The organism is Streptomyces mesophilus (assembly GCF_040300965.1).
GTDB lineage: Bacteria > Actinomycetota > Actinomycetes > Streptomycetales > Streptomycetaceae > Streptomyces > Streptomyces mesophilus_A.
Map to the genome: position 1 here is coordinate 1 of NZ_JBEPEW010000155.1, position 18,066 is coordinate 18,066.

Below are 18,066 nucleotides of genomic sequence, written 5' to 3' on the forward strand. Positions count from 1 at the left end.
GCGTATGTCCTGGCGACCGCGGCACGGTGGCGCTGCACCACGGCACGGCGGCGCACCCCGAACCGGCCGCCGACGCACCTGAGTCGGACCCCACGCCGCCCTCCACCGCGATCGCGCCGAAGCGCCGGCGCCGGCTCGCGCTCCCGCTGGCGCTCGTGGGCGTACTCGTCGCCGCGGGTGCCGGAGCGTACGTCCTGCTGCCGAGCCTCATGGACGGCAAGGGAGGCGAGGAGAGCTTCGGTGCCGGCCGCGGCAACTCGGCCGGCACCGACCCCGGCGGACGGGGAACGCAGGCGAAGGACGCTCCTTCCGCGTCCTCCTCGCCGTCGGCGAGCTCCGACGGCGAGAAGGCCGAGGAGCAGACGGGCGACAAGCCCTCCCCCGGGGACTCCGTCTCCGCAAGCCAGGACGCCACCGGCGACCCGGACACGCTCGAGCCGGGCAACGGCTTCCCGCAGAGCTATCCGGGCGCCTGGGAGAACCGCGAGGCCGGGAACGTGTGGACGTTCGACATCCCCGAGGACCCGGTCGGCAAGCAGGTGACCTGGCGGATGGAGATCGGCGAGGACGGCACCTGGTGCGCCTGGACCGCACCGGTCGAACGGGCCACGTCCCACCGCCTGTTGCTGGGCAAGTCGCAGCTCACGGACAGCGGGATCAGCGACACCGCCGGGCCGTGCACGGTCGGCGACCGGCCTTACTTCGACGTGGTCGACGTGGATCAGCTGACGTTCTACGGATCGGGCCTCAGGGACGGCATGTACGTCGAGCGCCCGGCCTAGCCGGAGCCCCGCAGCGCGTCGACGCGCGCGAGCATCTTGAAGAAGCAGGGCCTCACCCGGGGCCACAGTTCGTCGTTCCAACTCTCCTCGGCATACGTGCTGTTCAGGTACAGCTCCCGCGCGTGGGCCAGCGCGGGACGATGCTCGGCCGGAAGCCGTTCGAGCGCCCAGGCCGCCGCCTCGTGCTTCGGCAGGATCTCGCCCGTGGCGACCGTCACCCAGGTACGGGCCATCGTCAGGAGCACGTTGCGTTCGTCGTCGTCGATGTCCTCCATCAGGAGCTGGATCCCGGCGACACTCGCCGCCACCACATCCTTCTGCGGAACGGGATCCACCAGCGACGCGAGCGGCGGCCCGCTGAGGGTCCGGCCATGCGCGAGGGCCATGGCGAGCAGCAGTGCCAGGTCCGGCATCGGCTCCGGCTGCGGCACGCACCCGCACCCGTTCTCGTACGAGGAGCGCAGCCACTCCCCGTACAGGAAGTCGCAGTCCGGCGGATAGATCCACGGCCGCACGGAGGACTGGACGACCACCACCAACTCGACCGGCCGCAACGGCGCGTCGAGGCCGGAGATCCGCAGGAGCCCGTCAAGCAGTGCCCGGCGCCGGTCAGGGGTCAGCGAGCGCCGGGACACCACCAAGAGGTCCACATCACTGGCCGGCTTCAGCCCGCCGAGAACGGCGGAGCCGTGGAGGTAGCTGCCGATGAGCTCGGGTCCAAGGACGTCGGCAACCAGCTCCACGGCCGGTGTGAGGTGATCCATTCCGCCAGATTAAGGCCGGATCGGGTGATCGGGCAGACTACGAGCGGGAGTTCCGCTTCCACGGCCCTGTGATGGCCACGAGGATGCCCGGGTCCTGGATGTTGGCGTACAGCGTCCTGCCGTCGGGCGAGAAGACCACGCCGGCGAACTCGCTGTACTCCGGCTCCTCTTCGGTGCCCACGTTCAGGTCGTTGCGCGCGATCGGATACGTACGCCCGCTGTCCGTGGCGCCGAACAGATGCGAGACGCCCTCACCGTCCTCGGCGAGGATCAGGCCGCCGTACGGGGAGACGGTGATGTTGTCGGGGCCGTCGAAGGCGCCGTCCACGGAGGGGTCGGGGTTCACGCCGAGCAGCACCTTGAGCGTGAGGGTGCGGCGCTTGGGGTGGTAGAACCAGACCTGGCCGTCGTGCGGCTCTCCGGGGCTCTCGGCGCGGGCGTACGAGGAGACGATGTACGCACCGCCGTCGGCCCACCACATGCCTTCGAGCTTGCGGGCGCGGGTGACCTCGCCGTCCTTGAACTGCTTGCGGATCGCGGTCTGCTGCGCGTCGCGCTCGGGCACCTCCACCCAGTCGACTCCGTACACCGTGCCGATCTTCGTGGCGCGCGAGAGGTCGTCGACGAACTTGCCGCCGGAGTCGAAGCACTTGGGCGCCTGCAGGGTGCCGGCGTCGTCGGCGAGTTTCCTGAACTGGCCGCGGCCGTGCTTGAAGCCGTGCGGCGGTACCCAGCGGAAGAAGAGCCCGTTGGGCTTGCTGTCGTCCTCGGTGAGGTAGGCGTGGCCGGTCTTCGGGTCGACGACGACCGCCTCGTGGTCGAAGCGGCCGAAGAACTTCAGGGGCTTGGGGCCGCGGTTGGCCCGCCGGTCGTACGGGTCGACCTCGAAGACATAGCCGTGGTCCTTGGTCATGCCGTTCTCGCCGGCCTTGTCGGAGTTCTCCTCGCAGGTCAGCCAGGTGCCCCAGGAGGTGCGTCCGCCCGCGCAGTTGGTGGAGGTACCGGCGACGCCCACCCACTCGGCGACCTCGCCGCCGCGGCGCACCTCGACGACGGTGCAGCCGCCGGCCGCGGCCGGGTCGTAGACGAGGCCCTCCGTGAGCGGGACGGGGTGGTCGTAGTCGGAACGCGGGCCGTCCATCTCGTGGTTGTTCACGAGCAGCGTGGTGCCGCGCGGGCCCTCGAAGGTGGCGGTGCCGTCGTGGTTCGACGGGGTGAACTCGCCGCTGTCCAGCTTCGTCTTCCCGCTGTACGTGATGATCTTGTACGTGAATCCGGCGGGCAGCGCGAGGATCCCCTCGGGGTCGGGGACGAGCGGCCCGTATCCGGGGCCGTGGGGACGGTCCCCGTGGCCGGTGCCGGTCGTCTCCTCCTGGCTGGCGAGCGCGCCGTCGGTGGTGGCGAGTACCCCTGCGGTACCGGCGAGCGCGACGCCCGCACCGGTGAGTGCGGAGCGGCGGGCGAAGTCTCTGCGCGTGAGCGGCATGGTCTCTCCTGAAGCGACGGTCCAGGTGCACGGAAGGTGCGGGGTCCGGGGCTGAGAGTTCCGCCCGCTGATAAACAGGGGCTGAACACCGTCCGACTTCTGGAGTCCAGCTTCCGTGAATCCCTCCGCCCCCACCGGCCGCCGTGTCCTCGTCTCCGGAGCCTCGCGCGGGCTCGGCCGCGCGGTCGCCCGCGCCTTCGCCGCGCAAGGCGACCGGGTCGCCGTGCACTACAACTCCCGGCGCGAGGAGGCACAGCGGACCCTTGACGCGCTCGCCGGCTCCGGGCACGTCCTGGTCGGCGGTGACGTCTCCGACGCCGTGGGGGCGGCGGGCGTCGCAGAGGAGGCCTTCGCCGGGCTCGGCGGGATCGACGTCCTGGTCAACAACGCGGCCGTCAACCTCCGCCACCCGCTCCCGGAGACCCCTTACGACGAGTGGGCGGCGCTGTGGCAGGCTCATGTGTCCGTCAACCTGCTCGCTACGGCGAATCTCAGCCATCTCGCGGCCCGCCGGATGATCGACCAGGGCTCGGGCGGGCGGATCGTCAACATCGGTTCGCGCGGCGCCTTCCGGGGCGAGCCGGATCACCCGGCGTACGGCGCGACCAAGGCCGCGGTGCACGCGCTCGGCCAGTCCCTCGCCGTGTCGCTCGCGCCGTACGGGATCGCGGTCGCCTCGGTGGCCCCGGGTTTCTTCGACACCGAGCGTGTGGCGCACCGCCTCGAAGGCGCGGAGGGCGCGGCGATCCGTGAGCAGAGCCCGTTCGGCCGGGTGGCCTCCGCGGACGAGATCGCCGAGGCCGTACGGTGGCTCGCCTCGCCCGCGGCCGAGTGGGCGTCCGGAACCGTGCTCGATCTCAACGGGGCTTCGCATCTGCGTACTTGAGCGGGGAACGCGGCCTCGGCAGGAGGCGGCGCGTCCGTTTCACGGTGCACCGCAAGCGCTCCTAATCTTCGTAAACAAGGTCAAGAGGAGCAGATACCGCGAGTCCCAAGATTTCATGTGGTGGCCCTTGACCCCCGTGTGCGGCGGCAATAGACAGACACCTACCTGCAGGAGCGCAGAACGCGGAGAGGCGAGCCCGGTGGACGCACACGAGGCACGCAGACTCCATGAGGGCCGGCTGATGATGCTGGCCCATGTGACCGGGGTGGGGATAGGGCGGGACGAGCACTCGGGCGAGGACGTGATCGTCGTCTTCGTGACCCGAAAGGTGCCCCGCGATCTGCTCCCGGACGACGATTTGGTTCCCGACGAGCTCGAGGGCGTGCCGGTACGCGTGCTCGCGATCGGCTCAGTCGACGCCCAGGACCAGGAGTCCTGAGCCGCCGGGGATCCCCGCGCATCGCTAGGGGAAGTAGGTGGTCAGGCGTGACGAGCCGGCCAGAATTGATGCGAGGCCCGACGGGCGGGCAGCTCAGCGACAGCTCCCGCCAGCAGGCGATGAGTGACTTCCTGCGGCGTGAGGCGCCGCTGGCCAACGTGGTCGGCTTCGGCCACGGGGTGAAATGGGCCGAGGGTCAGCCCACCGGCGAGCAGGCCGTGCTCGTCTTCGTGACCCAGAAGGTTCCCGAGTCCATGCTGCCCGAGCGGGATGTCGTCCCGCGCCAGATGGACGACGGCACCCCGACCGACGTGATCGCGGTCGGTCATGTGGCGGCGCAGCGCACCACCGGCCGCGGGCGGTCCGTACCGTCCGCGCGCGGTGACGAGCAGCAGTCCGGGCGCCCCGAGGTGTCCGAGCAGCTCGCCCAGCTGTCGCAGCCCCTGCTCGAAGAGCTCGGCGGGCTCGGCGCGTTCGAGCCGCAGCTGCTCAAGCGCCGTATGCGGCCCTGCCCTTCCGGCTTCTCGGTGGGCAACGTACGGGTGACCGCGGGCACCCTCGGCAGCGTCGTCTACGACTTCCTGCCGGGCGCGACCGTGGACCCGCCCGGCGCGGGCCTCGGCGTACCGTCGAAGTTCTACATCCTGTCCAACAACCATGTGCTCGCCGACTCCAACCGGGCGCAGCTGGGCAGTGCGATCCTGCAGCCCGGCACGTTCGACGGCGGGCAGGACCCGGGCGACCGGATCGCCACGCTCGAACGGTTCATCACGATCCAGTTCGCGCCGCAGATTCCGCTGGAGCGGCACAACAACGTCGTGGACGCGGCGCTCGGTTCGGTCGACTTCCAGGACGCCACCCGCGAGACGTACTTCAGCGGTGCGCCGCGCGCCTGGCGGCGCAAGGCCAACGTGGCGGTCGGCGACCTGGTCAAGAAGACCGGCCGGACGACCAACATCTCCTTCGGCCGGATCATCGCGGTCGACGCCACGATCGACGTCAACTACGGCACGGCGGGGACGGCCCGGTTCAAGGACCAGATCCTCACCACGAACATCTCCGCGGGCGGCGACTCGGGTTCCCTGGTCACCTCCCAGGACAACGTGGCGGTCGGCCTGCTGTTCGCCGGTTCGTCCGTGGTCACCGTGTCCAACCACATCGAGAACGTCCGCGCGCTGCTGCGCGTCGAGATCGCCGAGCAGCTGGCCTGAGTCGTACGGAAGGGAGGCACCATGACCACGCAGGCACGCAAGCAGAAGGGTTCCCAGCGGGCGGAGCACAAGTTCTTCAACCCGCAGGGCGCCGAGGTCAAGACGCGTGACGAGGCCTTCGCCTCGCAGCAGATGGACGTGGGGGCACAAGCGGTCTCGACGGACTGCAAGCTCACGCTGCACAACGGGCAGATCAGCTTCGCGCTCGAGGTCACCTACAACCCCAACACCTATCCGCATGTGGTGACGGGCGGCCAGATCAAGTCCGGTATCTGCGGGGCTCCTTGGGACATCACCGGCGGCTTCATCGGTGAAGGCCTGCGGATCGACGCCAAGCGCGCGGGCCAGGGTTCCTGCGCTTCGACGATCACGATCGTCGGCGAGTACCAGAACCCGCCGGCTTTCCGCGGCACGTACGGCTTCGACGGCGCGACGTCCTCGTTCAAGCACACCACTCGGTACGAGTGCTGACGCCTTCGCATCGGCACGTATGATCCCGCTCCCCGCGGGGTGGTGGGCGGTCCCTTTGGGAAGGGGCCGCCCACCGTGGCCTGTCTCACGGCCCACCGTGGCCTGTCTCACCGACCGACGGAACCGTCGATCTGCTCGCGCAGGATGTCCGCGTGCCCGGCGTGCCGGGCGGTCTCCTCGATCATGTGGACAAGGACCCAGCGCATCGACGGCGGCGGGGTTTCGCGCAGCGAGCGGGCCCCGGGGCGGTCCAGGTCGGTGCAGGCGCGAACGACCTCGTTCGCCCGGGCGATCGCCTCGCGATAGGCGTACGCCAGGTCCGACGCGGTGTCCTCGGCGCGTACGTCGCCTTCGTCGTCCCGGAGCTCGCGATCGGCGCCGTCGTAGGCCCAGACGAACCAGTTGAGCTCCACCGCCGTCAGATGCTTGAGCAGTCGGAGCAGGCTGGTCCCGGAGGGGACCCCGGCGGTGCGGACCGCCGGCTCCGGGACACCGGCCGCCTTCGCGAGCACGGACTCGCGCAGGTAGTCCAGGAAGGTCAGCAGCGTGGTCTTCTCGTCGGCGTTCAGGCCGGGGGGACGCAGATCGGGCCGGGGCTCCACAGTCGTCATACCGGAACGGTACGCAACATCAGCCCCTGCGGCGTTTGAGCAGATCCGAACGAAGTTCGGATGCGGGGGTCCGGGGGCGAAGCCCCCGGTTTCGGGAAGGGGCGGGGCGGGGAGAAAAGACCGCCGCAGGCGCCACGGCCCCGCACCCGGCCACGAAGCAGAACCCCCACCACAGGCCCCCGCCTACGCCCGCGAGCGCGCCTTGAACGCCGCCTTGCGGGCCTCCTTGGCCACCCGCTTGTCCGGGTGCAGGCGGCCCATCGCCTCCAGGACGTCGGCCGTCGCCGGGTGGTCCACCCGCCAGGCCGTGTCGAAGAACCCGGCGTGCTGGGAGGCCAACCCCTCGACCAGGCCCTGGAGTTCCTCCGAGTTGCCCTCCGCCGCCAGCTGCGCGGCCAGGGTGTCGACGGTCAGCCAGAAGATCATGGCCGGGTCGGGCGCCGGGACGTCGGAGAAGCCGTGCTCGGTCAGCCAGACGCGGGCGAGACCGCCCAGTTCCGGGTCCCCGAGCACATCCCGCAGCGCCGGCTCGGCGGACGGACCCGTCAGCGAGAGCGCCTGCTGGCAGCGCAGCCGCCGCAGCGGGCCGTCCTCGTCGGAGCCGCGGGCCGCCGCGAGCAACTCCCGTGCCGCGGCGACCGGTTCACGTCCCGCGAGCCACAGCTCGGTCTCCGCCTGGGCCGAGGACTGCGGGAACCGGGCCGTCGCGTCGAGCAGTACGTCCGCGCCCTTGTCCGCCAGGTCTCCGACGGCCGGCGCGTCCACGCCCGCCTCCTGCATCCGCGACCGGATGCCGTACAGGCCGAGCGGGGTCAGCCGGACCAGCCCGTACCGGCTGATGTCCTCGTCCTCGGGGACCTCGGCGACCTCGTCACCGGCCTCCGCCATCAACTCCTCGTCCACCGGCTGGAACTCGACGAGTCCGATCGGTTCGAGCAGCCGGAACTGGTCGTCGAGCCGCATCATCGCGTCCGAGACCTGCTCCAGGATGTCGTCGGTCGGCTCACCCATGTCGTCCGGCACGATCATGGACGCGGCCAGGGCCGGCAGCGGCACCGGCTCGTCGCCCGGACCGTCCTCGCTGACGGTGAGCAGATAGAGGTTGCCGAGCACCCCGTCGAGGAACTCGGCCTCGGCCTCGGGGTCGAAGCCCAGGGCGTCGAGGTCGATCTCGCCGCCCTCGCTGAGCGCGTCCACCAGATCGTCGAGGTCGGGCACGCTCGCGTCCGCGAGCACCGTGTCGAGGGCGGTCTGCCACAGGGCGAGGATCTCGGCGGGCCCGCCCGAGGTGAGCAGCGCGAGGTCCTCGCCGGCGACGGCCGTACCGTCCGACTCCTCGTCGCCGTCCGTGACCTCGACCAGGCCGGTGTCGACGGCCACCCGCCAGGCCTCGCTGGCGTACGCGGGGCCGTCCTCGTCGTCCGCCGCGTACCCGAGCAGTTCCGCCGCCGCCGGCAGCTGCTCGTCGACCAGCTCGCCGCCCGCGCCGACCCGGGTCTCGGGCCCGGCCCAGCGGGCGAGCCGTACCGCACGCGCGAGCAGCGGTGCGGCCAGCGCGGCGCGGGCGAGCTCCGCCTCGGGGGCGAGGCGCGCCGGCGGCAGGGTGGTGCGGTCGGGCGTCGGGCTCATGGGCTGGCTCTCCTCGTACAGGTCCCCGTGGGCAACGGCGGGCGGCCCCCAGAGTAGACGGATTTCACCCCAGACCGGCTGGTTCATGTACCCGTCAGGAGCCGTACACCCCCGGAGCCTTGACAACTCCCGTGCCCACACAAGAGATTGACGCGCGTAGATCTCCGCACGGTCTACGCGCATAGCGCCAGCCGCGCCAGACTCGGCACCACCTTCGGCAACACCCGCAGCAACACCCTGTCGTCGCACCGCTCTCACCCTCATCCGGAGTGATCTGATGCCCGCTCGCACCGCCCGCCCGCACCCGTTCCCGCTCCCGAGAACCGCCACGGTCGTCGCCATCGCCCTGGCCGCCGGTCTGCTCACGGCCGGCAGCGCGCAGGCCGCCCCGGTCTCCGTCCATGACATCCAGGGCACAACGCGTCTCTCGCCGCTGGCAGGCCAGCAGGTCAGCGAGGTCGAAGGGATCGTCACCGGCGTCCGCACGTACGGCTCGCGCGGCTTCTGGATCCAGGACCCGAGCCCGGACGCCGACCCCGCGACCAGCGAGGGCGTCTTCGTCTACACGGGCTCGGTGCCCACCGTCCAGGCGGGCGACGCGGTACAGGTGTCCGGCACGGTCACCGAGTACATCCCGGGCGGCGCCGGTTCCGGCAACCAGTCGCTCACGCAGATAACCAAGCCCACCGTCACCGTGGTCTCCTCCGGCAATCCGCTGCCCGAGGCACAGGTCATCAACGGGTGGCAGGTCCCGCACCGTTACGCCCCCGAGGGTGACCCGGCGGACGGCAACAGCATCAACAGACTCCCGCTGCACCCGCGTTCGTACGCACTCGACTACTACGAGTCCCTCGAGGGCATGAACGTCGCGATCGGCACCTCCCGCGTCGTCGGCGCCACGGACCCGTACTCCGAGCTGTGGGTGACCGTGAAGCCCTGGGAGAACCCGACCAACCGGGGCGGCGCCCGCTACGGCTCGTACTCCTCGCAGAACACCGGCCGGATCCAGATCCAGCAGCTGGCCCCGATCTCGCAGAGCCCGTTCCCGAAGGCCGACGTCGGCGACCGGCTCACCGGCCGTACGGAAGGCCCGCTGGACTTCAACCAGTTCGGCGGCTACACGCTGACCGCCCGGGCGCTCGGCACGGTCGAGGACCGCAACCTGGAGCGCGAGCGCACACGCCGCCAGGACCGCGACGAGCTGGCCGTGGCCACGTACAACGTGGAGAACCTGGACCCGAAGGACCCGCAGGCGAAGTTCGACGCGCTCGCCCAGGCGGTGGTGGAGAACCTCGCGAGCCCCGACATCCTCGCCCTGGAGGAGATCCAGGACGACAACGGAGCGACCAACGACGGCACGGTGTCGGCCGGGCAGACCCTCGCCAAGTTCACCGAGGCCATCAAGGCCGCGGGCGGTCCGGCGTACGAGTGGCGTTCGATCGACCCCGAGGACAAGAAGGACGGCGGCGAGCCGGGCGGCAACATCCGCCAGGTCTTCCTCTACAACCCGGACCGGGTGTCCTTCACGGACCGTCCCGGCGGCGACGCGACCACGGCCACCTCGGTCGTACGGGAGAAGGGCCGCGCGGCCCTCACCCTCTCCCCCGGCCGTATCGATCCGGCCAACCCGGCCTGGGCGGACAGCCGCAAGCCGCTCGCCGGCGAGTTCACCTTCCGCGGGCGCACGGTCTTCGTGATCGCCAACCACTTCGGTTCCAAGGGCGGCGACGAGTCCCTGGTCTCGCACCACCAGCCGCCGGTGCGTTCGTCGGAGGCCAAGCGGCTGCAGCAGGCGCAGGCGGTGAACGGCTTCGTCAAGGACATCCTCAAGGCCCAGCGCAATGCCGACGTCCTGGTCGTCGGTGACATCAACGACTTCGAGTTCTCCGAGACGACCGAGGCGCTCACCGCCGACGGCGCCCTGGAAGCGGCCATCACCTCGCTGCCGCGCGCCGAGCGCTACTCGTATGTCTTCCAGGGCAACTCGCAGGTCCTCGACCAGATCCTGACGAGCCCGTCGATCGACGACTACGCCTACGACAGCGTGCACATCAACGCGGAGTTCGCCGAGCAGAACAGCGACCACGACCCGCAGGTGCTGCGCTTCGAGCCGTAGAACCCGCCTTACGGGGGCGCCCCTTGACCTCAACCGGACTTCAACTTTCAGGATGGTGATCGCCAGCACCGCACCACACACCGGAGGACCGCCATGACCATCCGCATCGACACCGTTCCGGACCTGGACCGCCCGGGTGTGGGCGCCGTGCTCGCCAGCACCTGGAACGTGGGCACGCCCGAGCGGCAGGACGCGGCGGTCGCGGCGATCACGAAGACGTGGGAGAGCCGGCCCTGGCCCGACGACGGGCCGGTCTCCTACAGCGTGTTCAAGGGCACGGACGGCGAGTCGCTGCTGCATCTCTCGCAGTGGCGCGAACTGTCCGACTACGACGCCTTCGTGGCCCGGCACCGCGCGGAGCGCAACTCCGAGATCGACGACGCGGTGCCGGGCATCCAGCGGCTGCGGCTCGACAAGTACGAGCTGTACCGGGGAGCTTCACGCGATCCGGACCGGGTGCCCGGGGCGATCGTGACGGTGGAGGTCGAGTTCGAGGGTCCCGATCCCGCGCGTCAACGGGCCTGGATCGACACGGTCTTCGAGGCCCTGGGCTCGGATCCCGCCCCGCACCCGGGCGGGATCTCGGGTCACTTCCACACCAGCTTCGACGGGACGAGGGTGCTCAACTTCGCCCAGTGGGCGAGCGTCCAGGACCATGTCGACGCCCTCGCGGCCCCCGGCGACGGCATCGGCTCCCCCACCCCCGAGTGGCAGCGGGTGCAGAGCTTTCCCGGGGTCGTCGGGGGCGGGGTGCGCCGGTGGCTGCCGGCGGTGAGCCTCAGCGCGGGGTGAGGCTCACCGCTCCGGATCAGGGTCGGCACACCCTGAGGCTCACCGCCCGCCGAGGATCACAGGAACCGCGAACTGGGCACGGGACCGGGTGAGTCGACCCGGTCCCGGGTTCCGGTCCGCCACACCGAGGCGGTCGCGGCGACGAACGCCGTCAGCGTCTCCTCCGGGTCGGCCGGCGTCTCGCCGTCCCCTTCGTCCTCGTACGCACCGGCAGCGAGGATCTCCGCCGCGAGCTCGTCGTCCGGACGCTCATCGGCCGGTACGCGCTCGGTATCGCCCTCCACCACCCGCAGCGTCTCGGCCCACGGCGCGATGTTCACCTGCGCGAGCAGCGTGCTCACATCGGCCGGTACGACGGGCGGGTCGGTCCAGCTGGTGGCGTGCTCGAACAGGATCTGCCCCGGTGCGCGTTCCCGCAGCGCGGCCAGCAGGTCCTGGTCGCTGCCGTTCATGTCGTACGCCACGACGAGGGTGTCCGTGCGGGCCGGGTCGAACTCGACGGCGGGCAGACCGAAGCGGCGCGCGGCCGCCGTACCGAGGATCCGCGAGGAGCGGTCGGGAAGCAGCGAGACCGAGGCCGGTGCGACGGCGGCGGTCCGCAGGACGGTTCCGAGCCGGTCGAGACCGTGCAGAATCCGTTCGTACGAGTCCTGGGTGTAGGCCCAGCGGCCGGTCATGCCCGCCTCGTACCCCCACGGCGAGAGCGTCAGGAGACAGGCGCCGTGCACCGCGAACTGCCAGCCCCGCAGGTCCTTCAGGTCGCGCGGAGCGGCCGCGTCGGCGCGCTCGATCATGTGCTGCACGCGGCTCAGCGGCCACTGCCAGCGCTCGTCCTCGGGCTCGGGCAGCCGGGCCAGCTGGGCGCGGGCCTGGGCGAGATCCCCGGCAAGCAGGGCGTTGTGGACCAGGAGATACCGGTCCGGCCAGGGCCGCAGCGCCGTCTCGCGCTCGGCCAGTACCTGGGCCGCCTCCCTGTGCCGGTGTTCGTCCTCCAGGGCGGAGACCAGCTCGGTGAGCACGACGGGGGTGTCGGGCGCGAGGCGCAGCGCCTCGCGCAGGGCGGGGACGGCGAGGAACGACACCCCGCGCTCGACGCAGCCGTACCCGAATTCGAAGAGGGCCTGCGCCTGGCCGGGCCGCTTGGCCAGCTTCTTCGCGGCGGCGGCCAGATCCTCGAATCCGACCGCCTCGGAGAGTTTGCGTACCACTTTGGCGATCTCTTGCAGCTCGGCCTGGTCCACGGCCGAGCGCAACTGTCGTACGGTTCCGGGGATATCACCTTCGTCCAGCAGCTTGCGCGCTTCCTGCAGTGCGTTGCTCATGCGGGCAAGGTTCCCGGGCCCACGAGCGCCCCGCAAACGATTTCGCGCCTCGTGCGAGACTCGCGCCATGATCCTGCGCCCCGCCGCCCGTGCCGAACTGCCCGCCGTCCTCGCCCTGCTCGCCGACGAGGACCGGATCGTGGACCCGGCCGCTGTCGTGGTCGGCGAGGAGCACGAGCGGGCGTTCGCGGCGATCGAGGACGATCCGCGCAACGAGATGCTTGTGCTCGTGGACGACGCCGGGCTCGTCCTGGGCTGCGCGCAGCTCACCTACATCCCGGGGCTCGGGCAGGGCGGACGGGAGCGGGCGCTGGTCGAGGCGGTGCGGGTGCGGGCGGACCGCAGGGGCGGCGGCCTCGGCGCGGAGCTGATGAAGCTCGCGATCGAGCGGGCCCGGGCGCGTGACTGCGGGCTGATGCAGCTGACCAGCAACAAGCGCCGGGGCGCCGCCCACCGCTTCTACGAGCGGCTCGGGTTCGCCCGCAGTCACGAGGGCTTCAAATTGATCCTCTGACCACGAGGCCCCCACGGTCAGAGCAGATGCCCGCCGCCGTCCACCAGGACCACCTCGCCCGTGATGTACGAGGCGTTGGCGAGGTCGGTGATCGTCTCGGCGATGTCCTCGGCCGTGCCGACCCGGCGCAGCGGCAGCCGCTCGGCCACCTGCCGCATCGCCTCGTCGATGCCGTCCTGACCCTCGTACCACGGTGTGGCGATCATGCCGGGGGCGACCGCGTTGACCCGGATCTGCGGGCCGAGCTGCTTGGCTAGCAGCCGCGTCATGTGGTTGAGGGCCGCCTTGCTCACCGCGTACGGGATGGAGCTGCCGTTCGCGTGGATCCCGGCCTGCGACGAGACGTTGACTACGCTGCCGCGGCCGTGGGCGCGCAGATGCGGGACCGCGGCCGTGATGGTGCGCCAGACGCCGATCACATTGACCTCGTGGATCTCGCGCCACACCTCGGGGCTCGCGGCGGCGAAGTCGGCGTGGTCGATGAACCGGGTCGTGCCGGCGTTGTTGACGAGGATGTCGAGCCGGCCGTACGCCGCCACGGCGGACTCGACCAGACCCTCGGGGTCCTCGGCCACATCGGCCTGGACGTAGACCGCGTCCGGCAGTTCGGCCGCGAGTGCCTTGCCCGCGTCGACGGACCTGGCCGAGTTGACCACGACCCGGATCCCCGCGGCGGCCAGGCGGCGTGCGGTCGCCGCGCCGATCCCCGATGACGAACCGGTGACCAGGGCCACCCGCTGTTCTGTGCTCATGTGCTGCAGCGCCTTCTCTGTTCGGCTCTGCCGCGCCCCGCACGATCATGCCACGCGACCGCCGGAGGTCCGCTTCGGGAGGCGCCCACCCCGTGAGACGCCCTGGTGCCAACTCGCCCTTGTATGCGCCACTATGACAAGGGCATCTCATCCCTTCTCCGGACTTCTCGTCCCTTCTTGGAGGCCGCCATGCTGCTGGGCAAAGCCATCTCCACCGGGTACGCCGAGGAAAAGCCGCTCGTGAACGTGGAGCCGGCCGAGGTCGAGGACCGCACCGAAGAGGCCGCGGCGGGCGCCGAGGCGCCGGTCGAGGTACCCGCCGGATGAGCCGGCGGCTCCCCGAGGAACGCCCGACGGAGCCGCCGACCGGTTACAAGATCGCCCACCCGGTGCTGTCCCGGGACGGCACCCGGGTGGGCTTCGTCGGCGTCTCGCTCGGCGCCGCGCTCCCGTACGGCGTGCTCGACGAGGCCGCGTGCGTCTACGGCCGCCGCCATCGCGCACCGCACCGCCGCTGCGACTGCGGCTTCCACTGCGTGCACGCCCGGCAGGACGCCGAAGCCCTGCTCAGCACCGCGGATCACCGCAGGGCCGCGCTGCTCGAAGTGTCGGTTCTGGGGTACTACATCCGGTTCGAGCGCGGGTTTCGCTACGCCCGCCAGCGGGTGCGGACCATGACCTCGGGTCCATGTGCGTGCGGCGCGGCGGGCGTGGTGCTCGCGGACGCGGGCTGGGGCAGGCCGGGCTGGTGCGCTCTGGAGAGCGCCTGCGCGCGGTGCGCGGGGGCGCGACGGGCGCTGGCTCCCGCGGCGTTCGAGCGCCTCGCGGGCGAGGGCCTGAAGGTGCGGAACCTGCCGGTGGCGATGACGCCGGCGTACGACGTGCCCGAACTCGTCGCGGAGGCCGCCCTGTTGCAGGCCCGCCTCGACTGGTTCCAGACCCAGTTGGCCCGAATCCGGCGCGGGCCGGGGGGATAGAGCACTCCCCGGCGGGTACCCGGAGCGGTCCCGACAGTTTGGGAGGCGGGATACGTGAGCGGGCCAGGCAACCGGCAGCAGCCGGACACGGCAAGCGATGAACACCCTTCGGTGGGCGAGCTCGTCAGCCGTGCCTCGGAGCAGCTCTCCACACTCGTACGACAGGAAATGCAGCTCGCCCGGGCCGAGTTGACCGAGAAAGGCAAACAGGCCGGGCGCGGCGGCGGGCTGCTCGGCGCGGCCGGAGCGGTCGCGTACATCGGTCTCATGGTGCTCGCCGCGGCGGCGGTGGCCGCGCTCTCCCTCGAACTGCCCGTCTGGGCCAGTGCGTTGATCGTATGCGGCGTGCTGTTCCTGACCGCCGGGGCGCTTGCGGCCGCCGGCCGCAAGCGGCTCGGCCGGGCGACACCCCCCATGCCCGAGAAGGCGCTCGACAGCGTCCGGGCCGACGTGGCGGAGATCAAGGAGAGGGCGGCGCGATGACCGAGGACACGCCTGCGCACACCGCGAAGGCCGAGGACACCTCCGCGCAGACGCCCGAGCAGCTGCGCGGCCGGATCGAGCAGACGCGGAGCGAACTCGGCGCCACCGTCGAGGAGTTGGCGGCCAAGGCCGATGTGAAGGGCCGGGCACGGCAGCGGGCGGCACGGGCAAGGACGCGTATGACGGAGAGGACAGCACGCATGAAGGACAAGGCCCACGGACTGCAGGAAAAGGCCGCCGGTGCGAAGGCCCGCGCCCGCGGGAAGACGAGCGGAACCAAGACCCAGGCCAAGGGCGCGGCGGCCGGGGCGATGGGCAAGGCTGCCGAGGCCAGGCAGCAGGCCGGCGAGCTGAAGACCCAGGCCGTGCACCAGGCCGCGGAGATCAAGGACCAGGCGATGGTGAAGGCGGCGCAGGCCGGCGGCCGCCTGAAGGAAGCCACCACGCAGGTGCAGGGCCGCGCCACCGACACCGCGCACCGCGTACAGGAGAGCACCCCGCAGCCGGTGCTCGACGTGGCCGCCACGGTGGCCAAGACCGGACGGCGTCACCCCCGGCCGCTCATGGTCGTGGGCGCGGGCGCCCTGCTTGCGGCCGGCGTCATGCGCCGGCGGCGCAATGGCCGTACGAAGCGCGGTCATTGAGCCTGGGTGAGGGAAGGGGCGCGGCCCACCGCACGGGTCGCGCCCCGCACACTCCGGGCGCCTCGCACACTCTGGGCGCCTCGCACACTCCGGGCACCTCACACCCCCACCTCTAAGCATCCCTAGCCCTCACCTTGAAGCAGATTTAAGTGGAGCTTCACGGTGAGTCCGCCGACACTCATGCCATGACGACCTCTCCTTTCGGCCGCGCGCTCTGCGCGATGATCACGCCCTTCGACGCGACGGGCGCCCTCGACCTGGACGGCGCGCAGAAGCTCGCCGCTCATCTCGTCGGCGAGGGCTGCGACGGGCTGGTCCTCTCCGGCACGACCGGCGAATCCCCCACCACGTCCGACGAGGAGAAGTCCGCCCTCATCCGAGCCGTACGCGAGGCGATCGGCGAGCGCGGCACGATCGTCGCGGGGGTCGGCACCGCGGACACCCGGCACACCCTGCATCTGGCCCGCGAGGCCGAACAGGCGGGCGCGGACGGCCTGCTGGTGGTGTCCCCGTACTACAGCCGCCCGCCGCAGGACGCGCTCGAAGCCCATTTCCTCGAGGTCGCCGACGCCACCGCGCTGCCCGTGATGCTGTACGACATCCCCGGCCGCACCGGCACCCGGATCGAGCCGGAGACCATGATCCGCCTCGCCGGGCATGAGCGGATCGTCGCGGTCAAGGACTGCGCGTACGACGTGCTCGGCAGCTCGAAGGTGATCTCCGCGACCTCTCTCGCGTACTACGCGGGCTGCGAGGAGTGGATCCTGCCGCTGTACGCGGTGGGCGGCGCGGGCTTCGTCTCGACGGTCGCCAACGTGGCGCCCCGGCTGCTGCGCTCCCTCCTCGACGCGTACGACGAGGGCGACACCGCACGCGCGACGGCCGCCCACCAGCACGTGCTCCCCCTCGTCGAGCGCGTGATGGCGGACGGCCTGCCGGGCACCGTCACCGCGAAGGCCCTGCTCGCGGAACTCGGGCTTCCGGCAGGCCCGGTCCGCGCACCGCTGCGGCCCGCGGACCCGGAGCGGGTCCGCGGGCTGGTGGCGGCTTACGAGGCGGTCGCCGGGGCAACGGCCGCAACGGTGGTCAGCGCGTAGCGAAGACGGGTTCCCAGCGCCCGTCTGCGAGGTCGCTGCCCTTACGGGGACCGCTCAGCGGAACGACCTTGTCGCTGCCGATCTCGACGAGCACCAGGCCGCTGTGGTGCTCGTTGCCGCCCTGCGCGATGTCCCAGGCGATCAGCCGCTTGTCGTCGGCCCAGGCGAGCAGCTGCTGACCGCGGATCTTGTGCAGCCGCTTTCCGGTGTACGGGTCGATGATCTCGGACGCGGTGGTCCTGGCGCCGCCCGCGAAACCTCCGGCGGCCAGCTTGCCGTTGGGCGAAAGCCGCGCCTCGACGGACCAGGCCAGGTGCTTCTCGTTCGCGGGGGCGGAGGTCTCCTTGCCCGCGAAGTCGTAGTAGCGGTTGCCCGGCTCGATCATCAGACCCGAGTACACCAGCTTCCCGGAGTCGGTGAAGGCGAAGTCCTGGCGGAGGTTGATCTCCATCAGTCCGTGCTCGGCGTGGCGGACGGGCACCTCGCTCCAGGAGCCCTTCCCGGTGTCGACGTCGAGCACATAGAAGCCGGTCCGCAGGAACGTGGTCAGGTCCCAGTCGTAGTCGTTCAGCTTGCCATCACCGTCCAGGTCACGGTCGTGCCGGAGCCGAACGTCGGGGTTCCCGCTGTAGGTCGTGGCGACCACCTGCCGGCCGTCGGGTGAGAACTTGACGCCCGCGACGCCCTGTTCGACCGGGATCCAGCGCTCGATCTCGCCGGTCAGGAGGTCGAGCAGCCCGATCCGCCGGGCGGGCAGCTCCCGCTCGAGGACCACGGCGGTACGCATCCCGGGCGCGACGTCGAGGACTGACCACTTATCTGCCTTCACGTACTTCCCGGTCTTCTGATCCAGCAGATACCAGGTGTTGCGGTGGACCCTGCGGTCCTCGGTCTCGTCGACGGTCTCGGAGACGGCGTACGCCGCCAGCGCGGTCCGCCCCGCCGCGATGAGGTCCCGCGGCGGCGACTGCTTCGGGTGCGCCACGACGTCGTCGGTACGGGTCTGGCTCGCGAGCCGCGGCGCCTCGTCGTCCCCGCCGAGCGCCGGCCCCCCGAGCACCGAGGCGATCACCCCGGCCGTGGTCGCGAG

Annotated in this window: 19 protein-coding genes and 1 pseudogene; 13 read left to right on the top strand and 7 right to left on the bottom strand. The window is 71.3% G+C overall.

Annotation, left to right across the window (positions count from 1 at the left end):
• A pseudogene (locus ABT367_RS34670) lies at positions 1 to 782 on the top strand (hypothetical protein); the annotation flags it as partial.
• Here ABT367_RS34670 and ABT367_RS34675 read toward each other — a convergent pair.
• Together ABT367_RS34675 and ABT367_RS34680 are read right to left on the bottom strand one after the other, a co-directional pair.
• The gene (locus ABT367_RS34675) at positions 779 to 1,546 is read right to left on the bottom strand and encodes an aminoglycoside adenylyltransferase family protein (RefSeq protein ID WP_352257262.1); all 768 of its coding nucleotides are present in this window, start codon (positions 1,544 to 1,546) and stop codon (positions 779 to 781) included. The pseudogene ABT367_RS34670 and the gene ABT367_RS34675 overlap by 4 nt on opposite strands.
• A 37-nt stretch (positions 1,547 to 1,583) precedes the next feature.
• Complete coding sequence (locus ABT367_RS34680; protein WP_352257263.1) at positions 1,584 to 3,032, bottom strand: alkaline phosphatase PhoX; 1,449 nt, start codon at positions 3,030 to 3,032, stop codon at positions 1,584 to 1,586.
• Between the two features lie 115 nt (positions 3,033 to 3,147).
• On the opposite strand from ABT367_RS34680, the gene ABT367_RS34685 reads away from it, so the two are divergent.
• From ABT367_RS34685 to ABT367_RS34700, 4 genes are all read left to right on the top strand, one after another.
• Positions 3,148 to 3,918, top strand: coding sequence for an SDR family NAD(P)-dependent oxidoreductase (locus ABT367_RS34685; RefSeq protein ID WP_352257264.1), 771 nt, complete (start codon positions 3,148 to 3,150; stop codon positions 3,916 to 3,918).
• Between the two features lie 199 nt (positions 3,919 to 4,117).
• A complete protein-coding gene (locus ABT367_RS34690; RefSeq protein WP_307813156.1) occupies positions 4,118 to 4,357 on the top strand; it encodes a hypothetical protein in 240 nt (79 codons plus the stop codon).
• Positions 4,358 to 4,425: 68 nt separating this feature from the next.
• Positions 4,426 to 5,568 carry a hypothetical protein gene (locus tag ABT367_RS34695; protein WP_434975608.1) on the top strand — a complete coding sequence of 381 codons (1,143 nt, stop codon included), beginning with the start codon at positions 4,426 to 4,428 and terminating at the stop codon, positions 5,566 to 5,568.
• A 21-nt stretch (positions 5,569 to 5,589) separates the two neighbouring features.
• Complete coding sequence (locus ABT367_RS34700) at positions 5,590 to 6,039, top strand: hypothetical protein (protein ID WP_352257266.1); 450 nt, start codon at positions 5,590 to 5,592, stop codon at positions 6,037 to 6,039.
• Between the two features lie 107 nt (positions 6,040 to 6,146).
• On the opposite strand, the gene ABT367_RS34705 is transcribed toward ABT367_RS34700, so the two are convergent.
• Together ABT367_RS34705 and ABT367_RS34710 are read right to left on the bottom strand one after the other, a co-directional pair.
• Complete coding sequence (locus tag ABT367_RS34705; protein ID WP_352257267.1) at positions 6,147 to 6,650, bottom strand: DinB family protein; 504 nt, start codon at positions 6,648 to 6,650, stop codon at positions 6,147 to 6,149.
• A 183-nt stretch (positions 6,651 to 6,833) separates the two neighbouring features.
• Positions 6,834 to 8,279, bottom strand: a complete 1,446-nt coding sequence (locus tag ABT367_RS34710; protein ID WP_352257268.1) for a hypothetical protein — start codon at positions 8,277 to 8,279, stop codon at positions 6,834 to 6,836.
• A gap of 277 nt (positions 8,280 to 8,556) precedes the next feature.
• On the opposite strand from ABT367_RS34710, the gene ABT367_RS34715 reads away from it, so the two are divergent.
• A complete protein-coding gene (locus ABT367_RS34715) occupies positions 8,557 to 10,395 on the top strand; it encodes an endonuclease/exonuclease/phosphatase family protein (RefSeq protein WP_352257269.1) in 1,839 nt (612 codons plus the stop codon).
• Positions 10,396 to 10,488: 93 nt separating this feature from the next.
• Entirely contained in the window at positions 10,489 to 11,187 is a 699-nt protein-coding gene (locus ABT367_RS34720) for an antibiotic biosynthesis monooxygenase (RefSeq protein ID WP_352257270.1), read from the top strand.
• 56 nt (positions 11,188 to 11,243) lie between these two features.
• Here ABT367_RS34720 and ABT367_RS34725 read toward each other — a convergent pair whose 3' ends face one another.
• Positions 11,244 to 12,509 carry a tetratricopeptide repeat protein gene (locus ABT367_RS34725; RefSeq protein WP_352257271.1) on the bottom strand — a complete coding sequence of 422 codons (1,266 nt, stop codon included), beginning with the start codon at positions 12,507 to 12,509 and terminating at the stop codon, positions 11,244 to 11,246.
• Between the two features lie 67 nt (positions 12,510 to 12,576).
• Between ABT367_RS34725 and ABT367_RS34730 the strand changes: the two genes are divergently transcribed.
• Positions 12,577 to 13,023: a GNAT family N-acetyltransferase gene (locus tag ABT367_RS34730; RefSeq protein ID WP_352257272.1), complete on the top strand. Its 447-nt coding sequence runs from the start codon at positions 12,577 to 12,579 to the stop codon at positions 13,021 to 13,023.
• Positions 13,024 to 13,040: 17 nt separating this feature from the next.
• On the opposite strand, the gene ABT367_RS34735 is transcribed toward ABT367_RS34730, so the two are convergent.
• On the bottom strand, positions 13,041 to 13,775 hold the full coding sequence (locus ABT367_RS34735) for an SDR family NAD(P)-dependent oxidoreductase (protein ID WP_352257273.1): 735 nt from the start codon (positions 13,773 to 13,775) through the stop codon (positions 13,041 to 13,043).
• A 189-nt stretch (positions 13,776 to 13,964) separates the two neighbouring features.
• Between ABT367_RS34735 and ABT367_RS34740 the strand changes: the two genes are divergently transcribed.
• The 5 genes from ABT367_RS34740 (at position 13,965) to dapA (ending at position 16,976) form a co-directional block, all read left to right on the top strand.
• Positions 13,965 to 14,102, top strand: a complete 138-nt coding sequence (locus tag ABT367_RS34740) for a hypothetical protein (RefSeq protein ID WP_352257274.1) — start codon at positions 13,965 to 13,967, stop codon at positions 14,100 to 14,102.
• Positions 14,099 to 14,752, top strand: coding sequence for a hypothetical protein (locus ABT367_RS34745; protein ID WP_352257275.1), 654 nt, complete (start codon positions 14,099 to 14,101; stop codon positions 14,750 to 14,752). Before ABT367_RS34740 ends, ABT367_RS34745 begins: the two co-directional genes overlap by 4 nt.
• Positions 14,753 to 14,806: 54 nt before the next feature.
• The gene (locus ABT367_RS34750) at positions 14,807 to 15,235 is read left to right on the top strand and encodes a phage holin family protein (protein ID WP_352257276.1); all 429 of its coding nucleotides are present in this window, start codon (positions 14,807 to 14,809) and stop codon (positions 15,233 to 15,235) included.
• A complete protein-coding gene (locus ABT367_RS34755) occupies positions 15,232 to 15,879 on the top strand; it encodes a DUF3618 domain-containing protein (RefSeq protein ID WP_352257277.1) in 648 nt (215 codons plus the stop codon). Before ABT367_RS34750 ends, ABT367_RS34755 begins: the two co-directional genes overlap by 4 nt.
• A gap of 185 nt (positions 15,880 to 16,064) precedes the next feature.
• Positions 16,065 to 16,976: a 4-hydroxy-tetrahydrodipicolinate synthase gene (dapA, locus tag ABT367_RS34760; RefSeq protein ID WP_352257278.1), complete on the top strand. Its 912-nt coding sequence runs from the start codon at positions 16,065 to 16,067 to the stop codon at positions 16,974 to 16,976.
• Here the strand turns inward: dapA and ABT367_RS34765 are convergent.
• A partial coding sequence (locus ABT367_RS34765; protein ID WP_352257279.1) for a WD40 repeat domain-containing protein occupies positions 16,966 to 18,066 on the bottom strand: 1,101 nt, incomplete at its 5' end. The two genes, dapA and ABT367_RS34765, sit on opposite strands and share 11 nt — an antisense overlap.

Bases quoted from the DNA above. Each gene is read 5' to 3' on its own strand.
- ABT367_RS34675 (WP_352257262.1), bottom strand. From the start codon at position 1,546: ATGGATCACCTCACACCGGCCGTGGAGCTGGTTGCCGACGTCCTTGGA.
- ABT367_RS34680 (WP_352257263.1), bottom strand. From the start codon at position 3,032: ATGCCGCTCACGCGCAGAGACTTCGCCCGCCGCTCCGCACTCACCGGT.
- ABT367_RS34695 (WP_434975608.1), top strand. From the start codon at position 4,426: ATGCGAGGCCCGACGGGCGGGCAGCTCAGCGACAGCTCCCGCCAGCAG.
- ABT367_RS34700 (WP_352257266.1), top strand. From the start codon at position 5,590: ATGACCACGCAGGCACGCAAGCAGAAGGGTTCCCAGCGGGCGGAGCAC.
- ABT367_RS34705 (WP_352257267.1), bottom strand. From the start codon at position 6,650: ATGACGACTGTGGAGCCCCGGCCCGATCTGCGTCCCCCCGGCCTGAAC.
- ABT367_RS34710 (WP_352257268.1), bottom strand. From the start codon at position 8,279: ATGAGCCCGACGCCCGACCGCACCACCCTGCCGCCGGCGCGCCTCGCC.
- ABT367_RS34715 (WP_352257269.1), top strand. From the start codon at position 8,557: ATGCCCGCTCGCACCGCCCGCCCGCACCCGTTCCCGCTCCCGAGAACC.
- ABT367_RS34720 (WP_352257270.1), top strand. From the start codon at position 10,489: ATGACCATCCGCATCGACACCGTTCCGGACCTGGACCGCCCGGGTGTG.
- ABT367_RS34725 (WP_352257271.1), bottom strand. From the start codon at position 12,509: ATGAGCAACGCACTGCAGGAAGCGCGCAAGCTGCTGGACGAAGGTGAT.
- ABT367_RS34730 (WP_352257272.1), top strand. From the start codon at position 12,577: ATGATCCTGCGCCCCGCCGCCCGTGCCGAACTGCCCGCCGTCCTCGCC.
- ABT367_RS34735 (WP_352257273.1), bottom strand. From the start codon at position 13,775: ATGAGCACAGAACAGCGGGTGGCCCTGGTCACCGGTTCGTCATCGGGG.
- ABT367_RS34740 (WP_352257274.1), top strand. From the start codon at position 13,965: ATGCTGCTGGGCAAAGCCATCTCCACCGGGTACGCCGAGGAAAAGCCG.
- ABT367_RS34745 (WP_352257275.1), top strand. From the start codon at position 14,099: ATGAGCCGGCGGCTCCCCGAGGAACGCCCGACGGAGCCGCCGACCGGT.
- ABT367_RS34755 (WP_352257277.1), top strand. From the start codon at position 15,232: ATGACCGAGGACACGCCTGCGCACACCGCGAAGGCCGAGGACACCTCC.
- dapA (WP_352257278.1), top strand. From the start codon at position 16,065: ATGACGACCTCTCCTTTCGGCCGCGCGCTCTGCGCGATGATCACGCCC.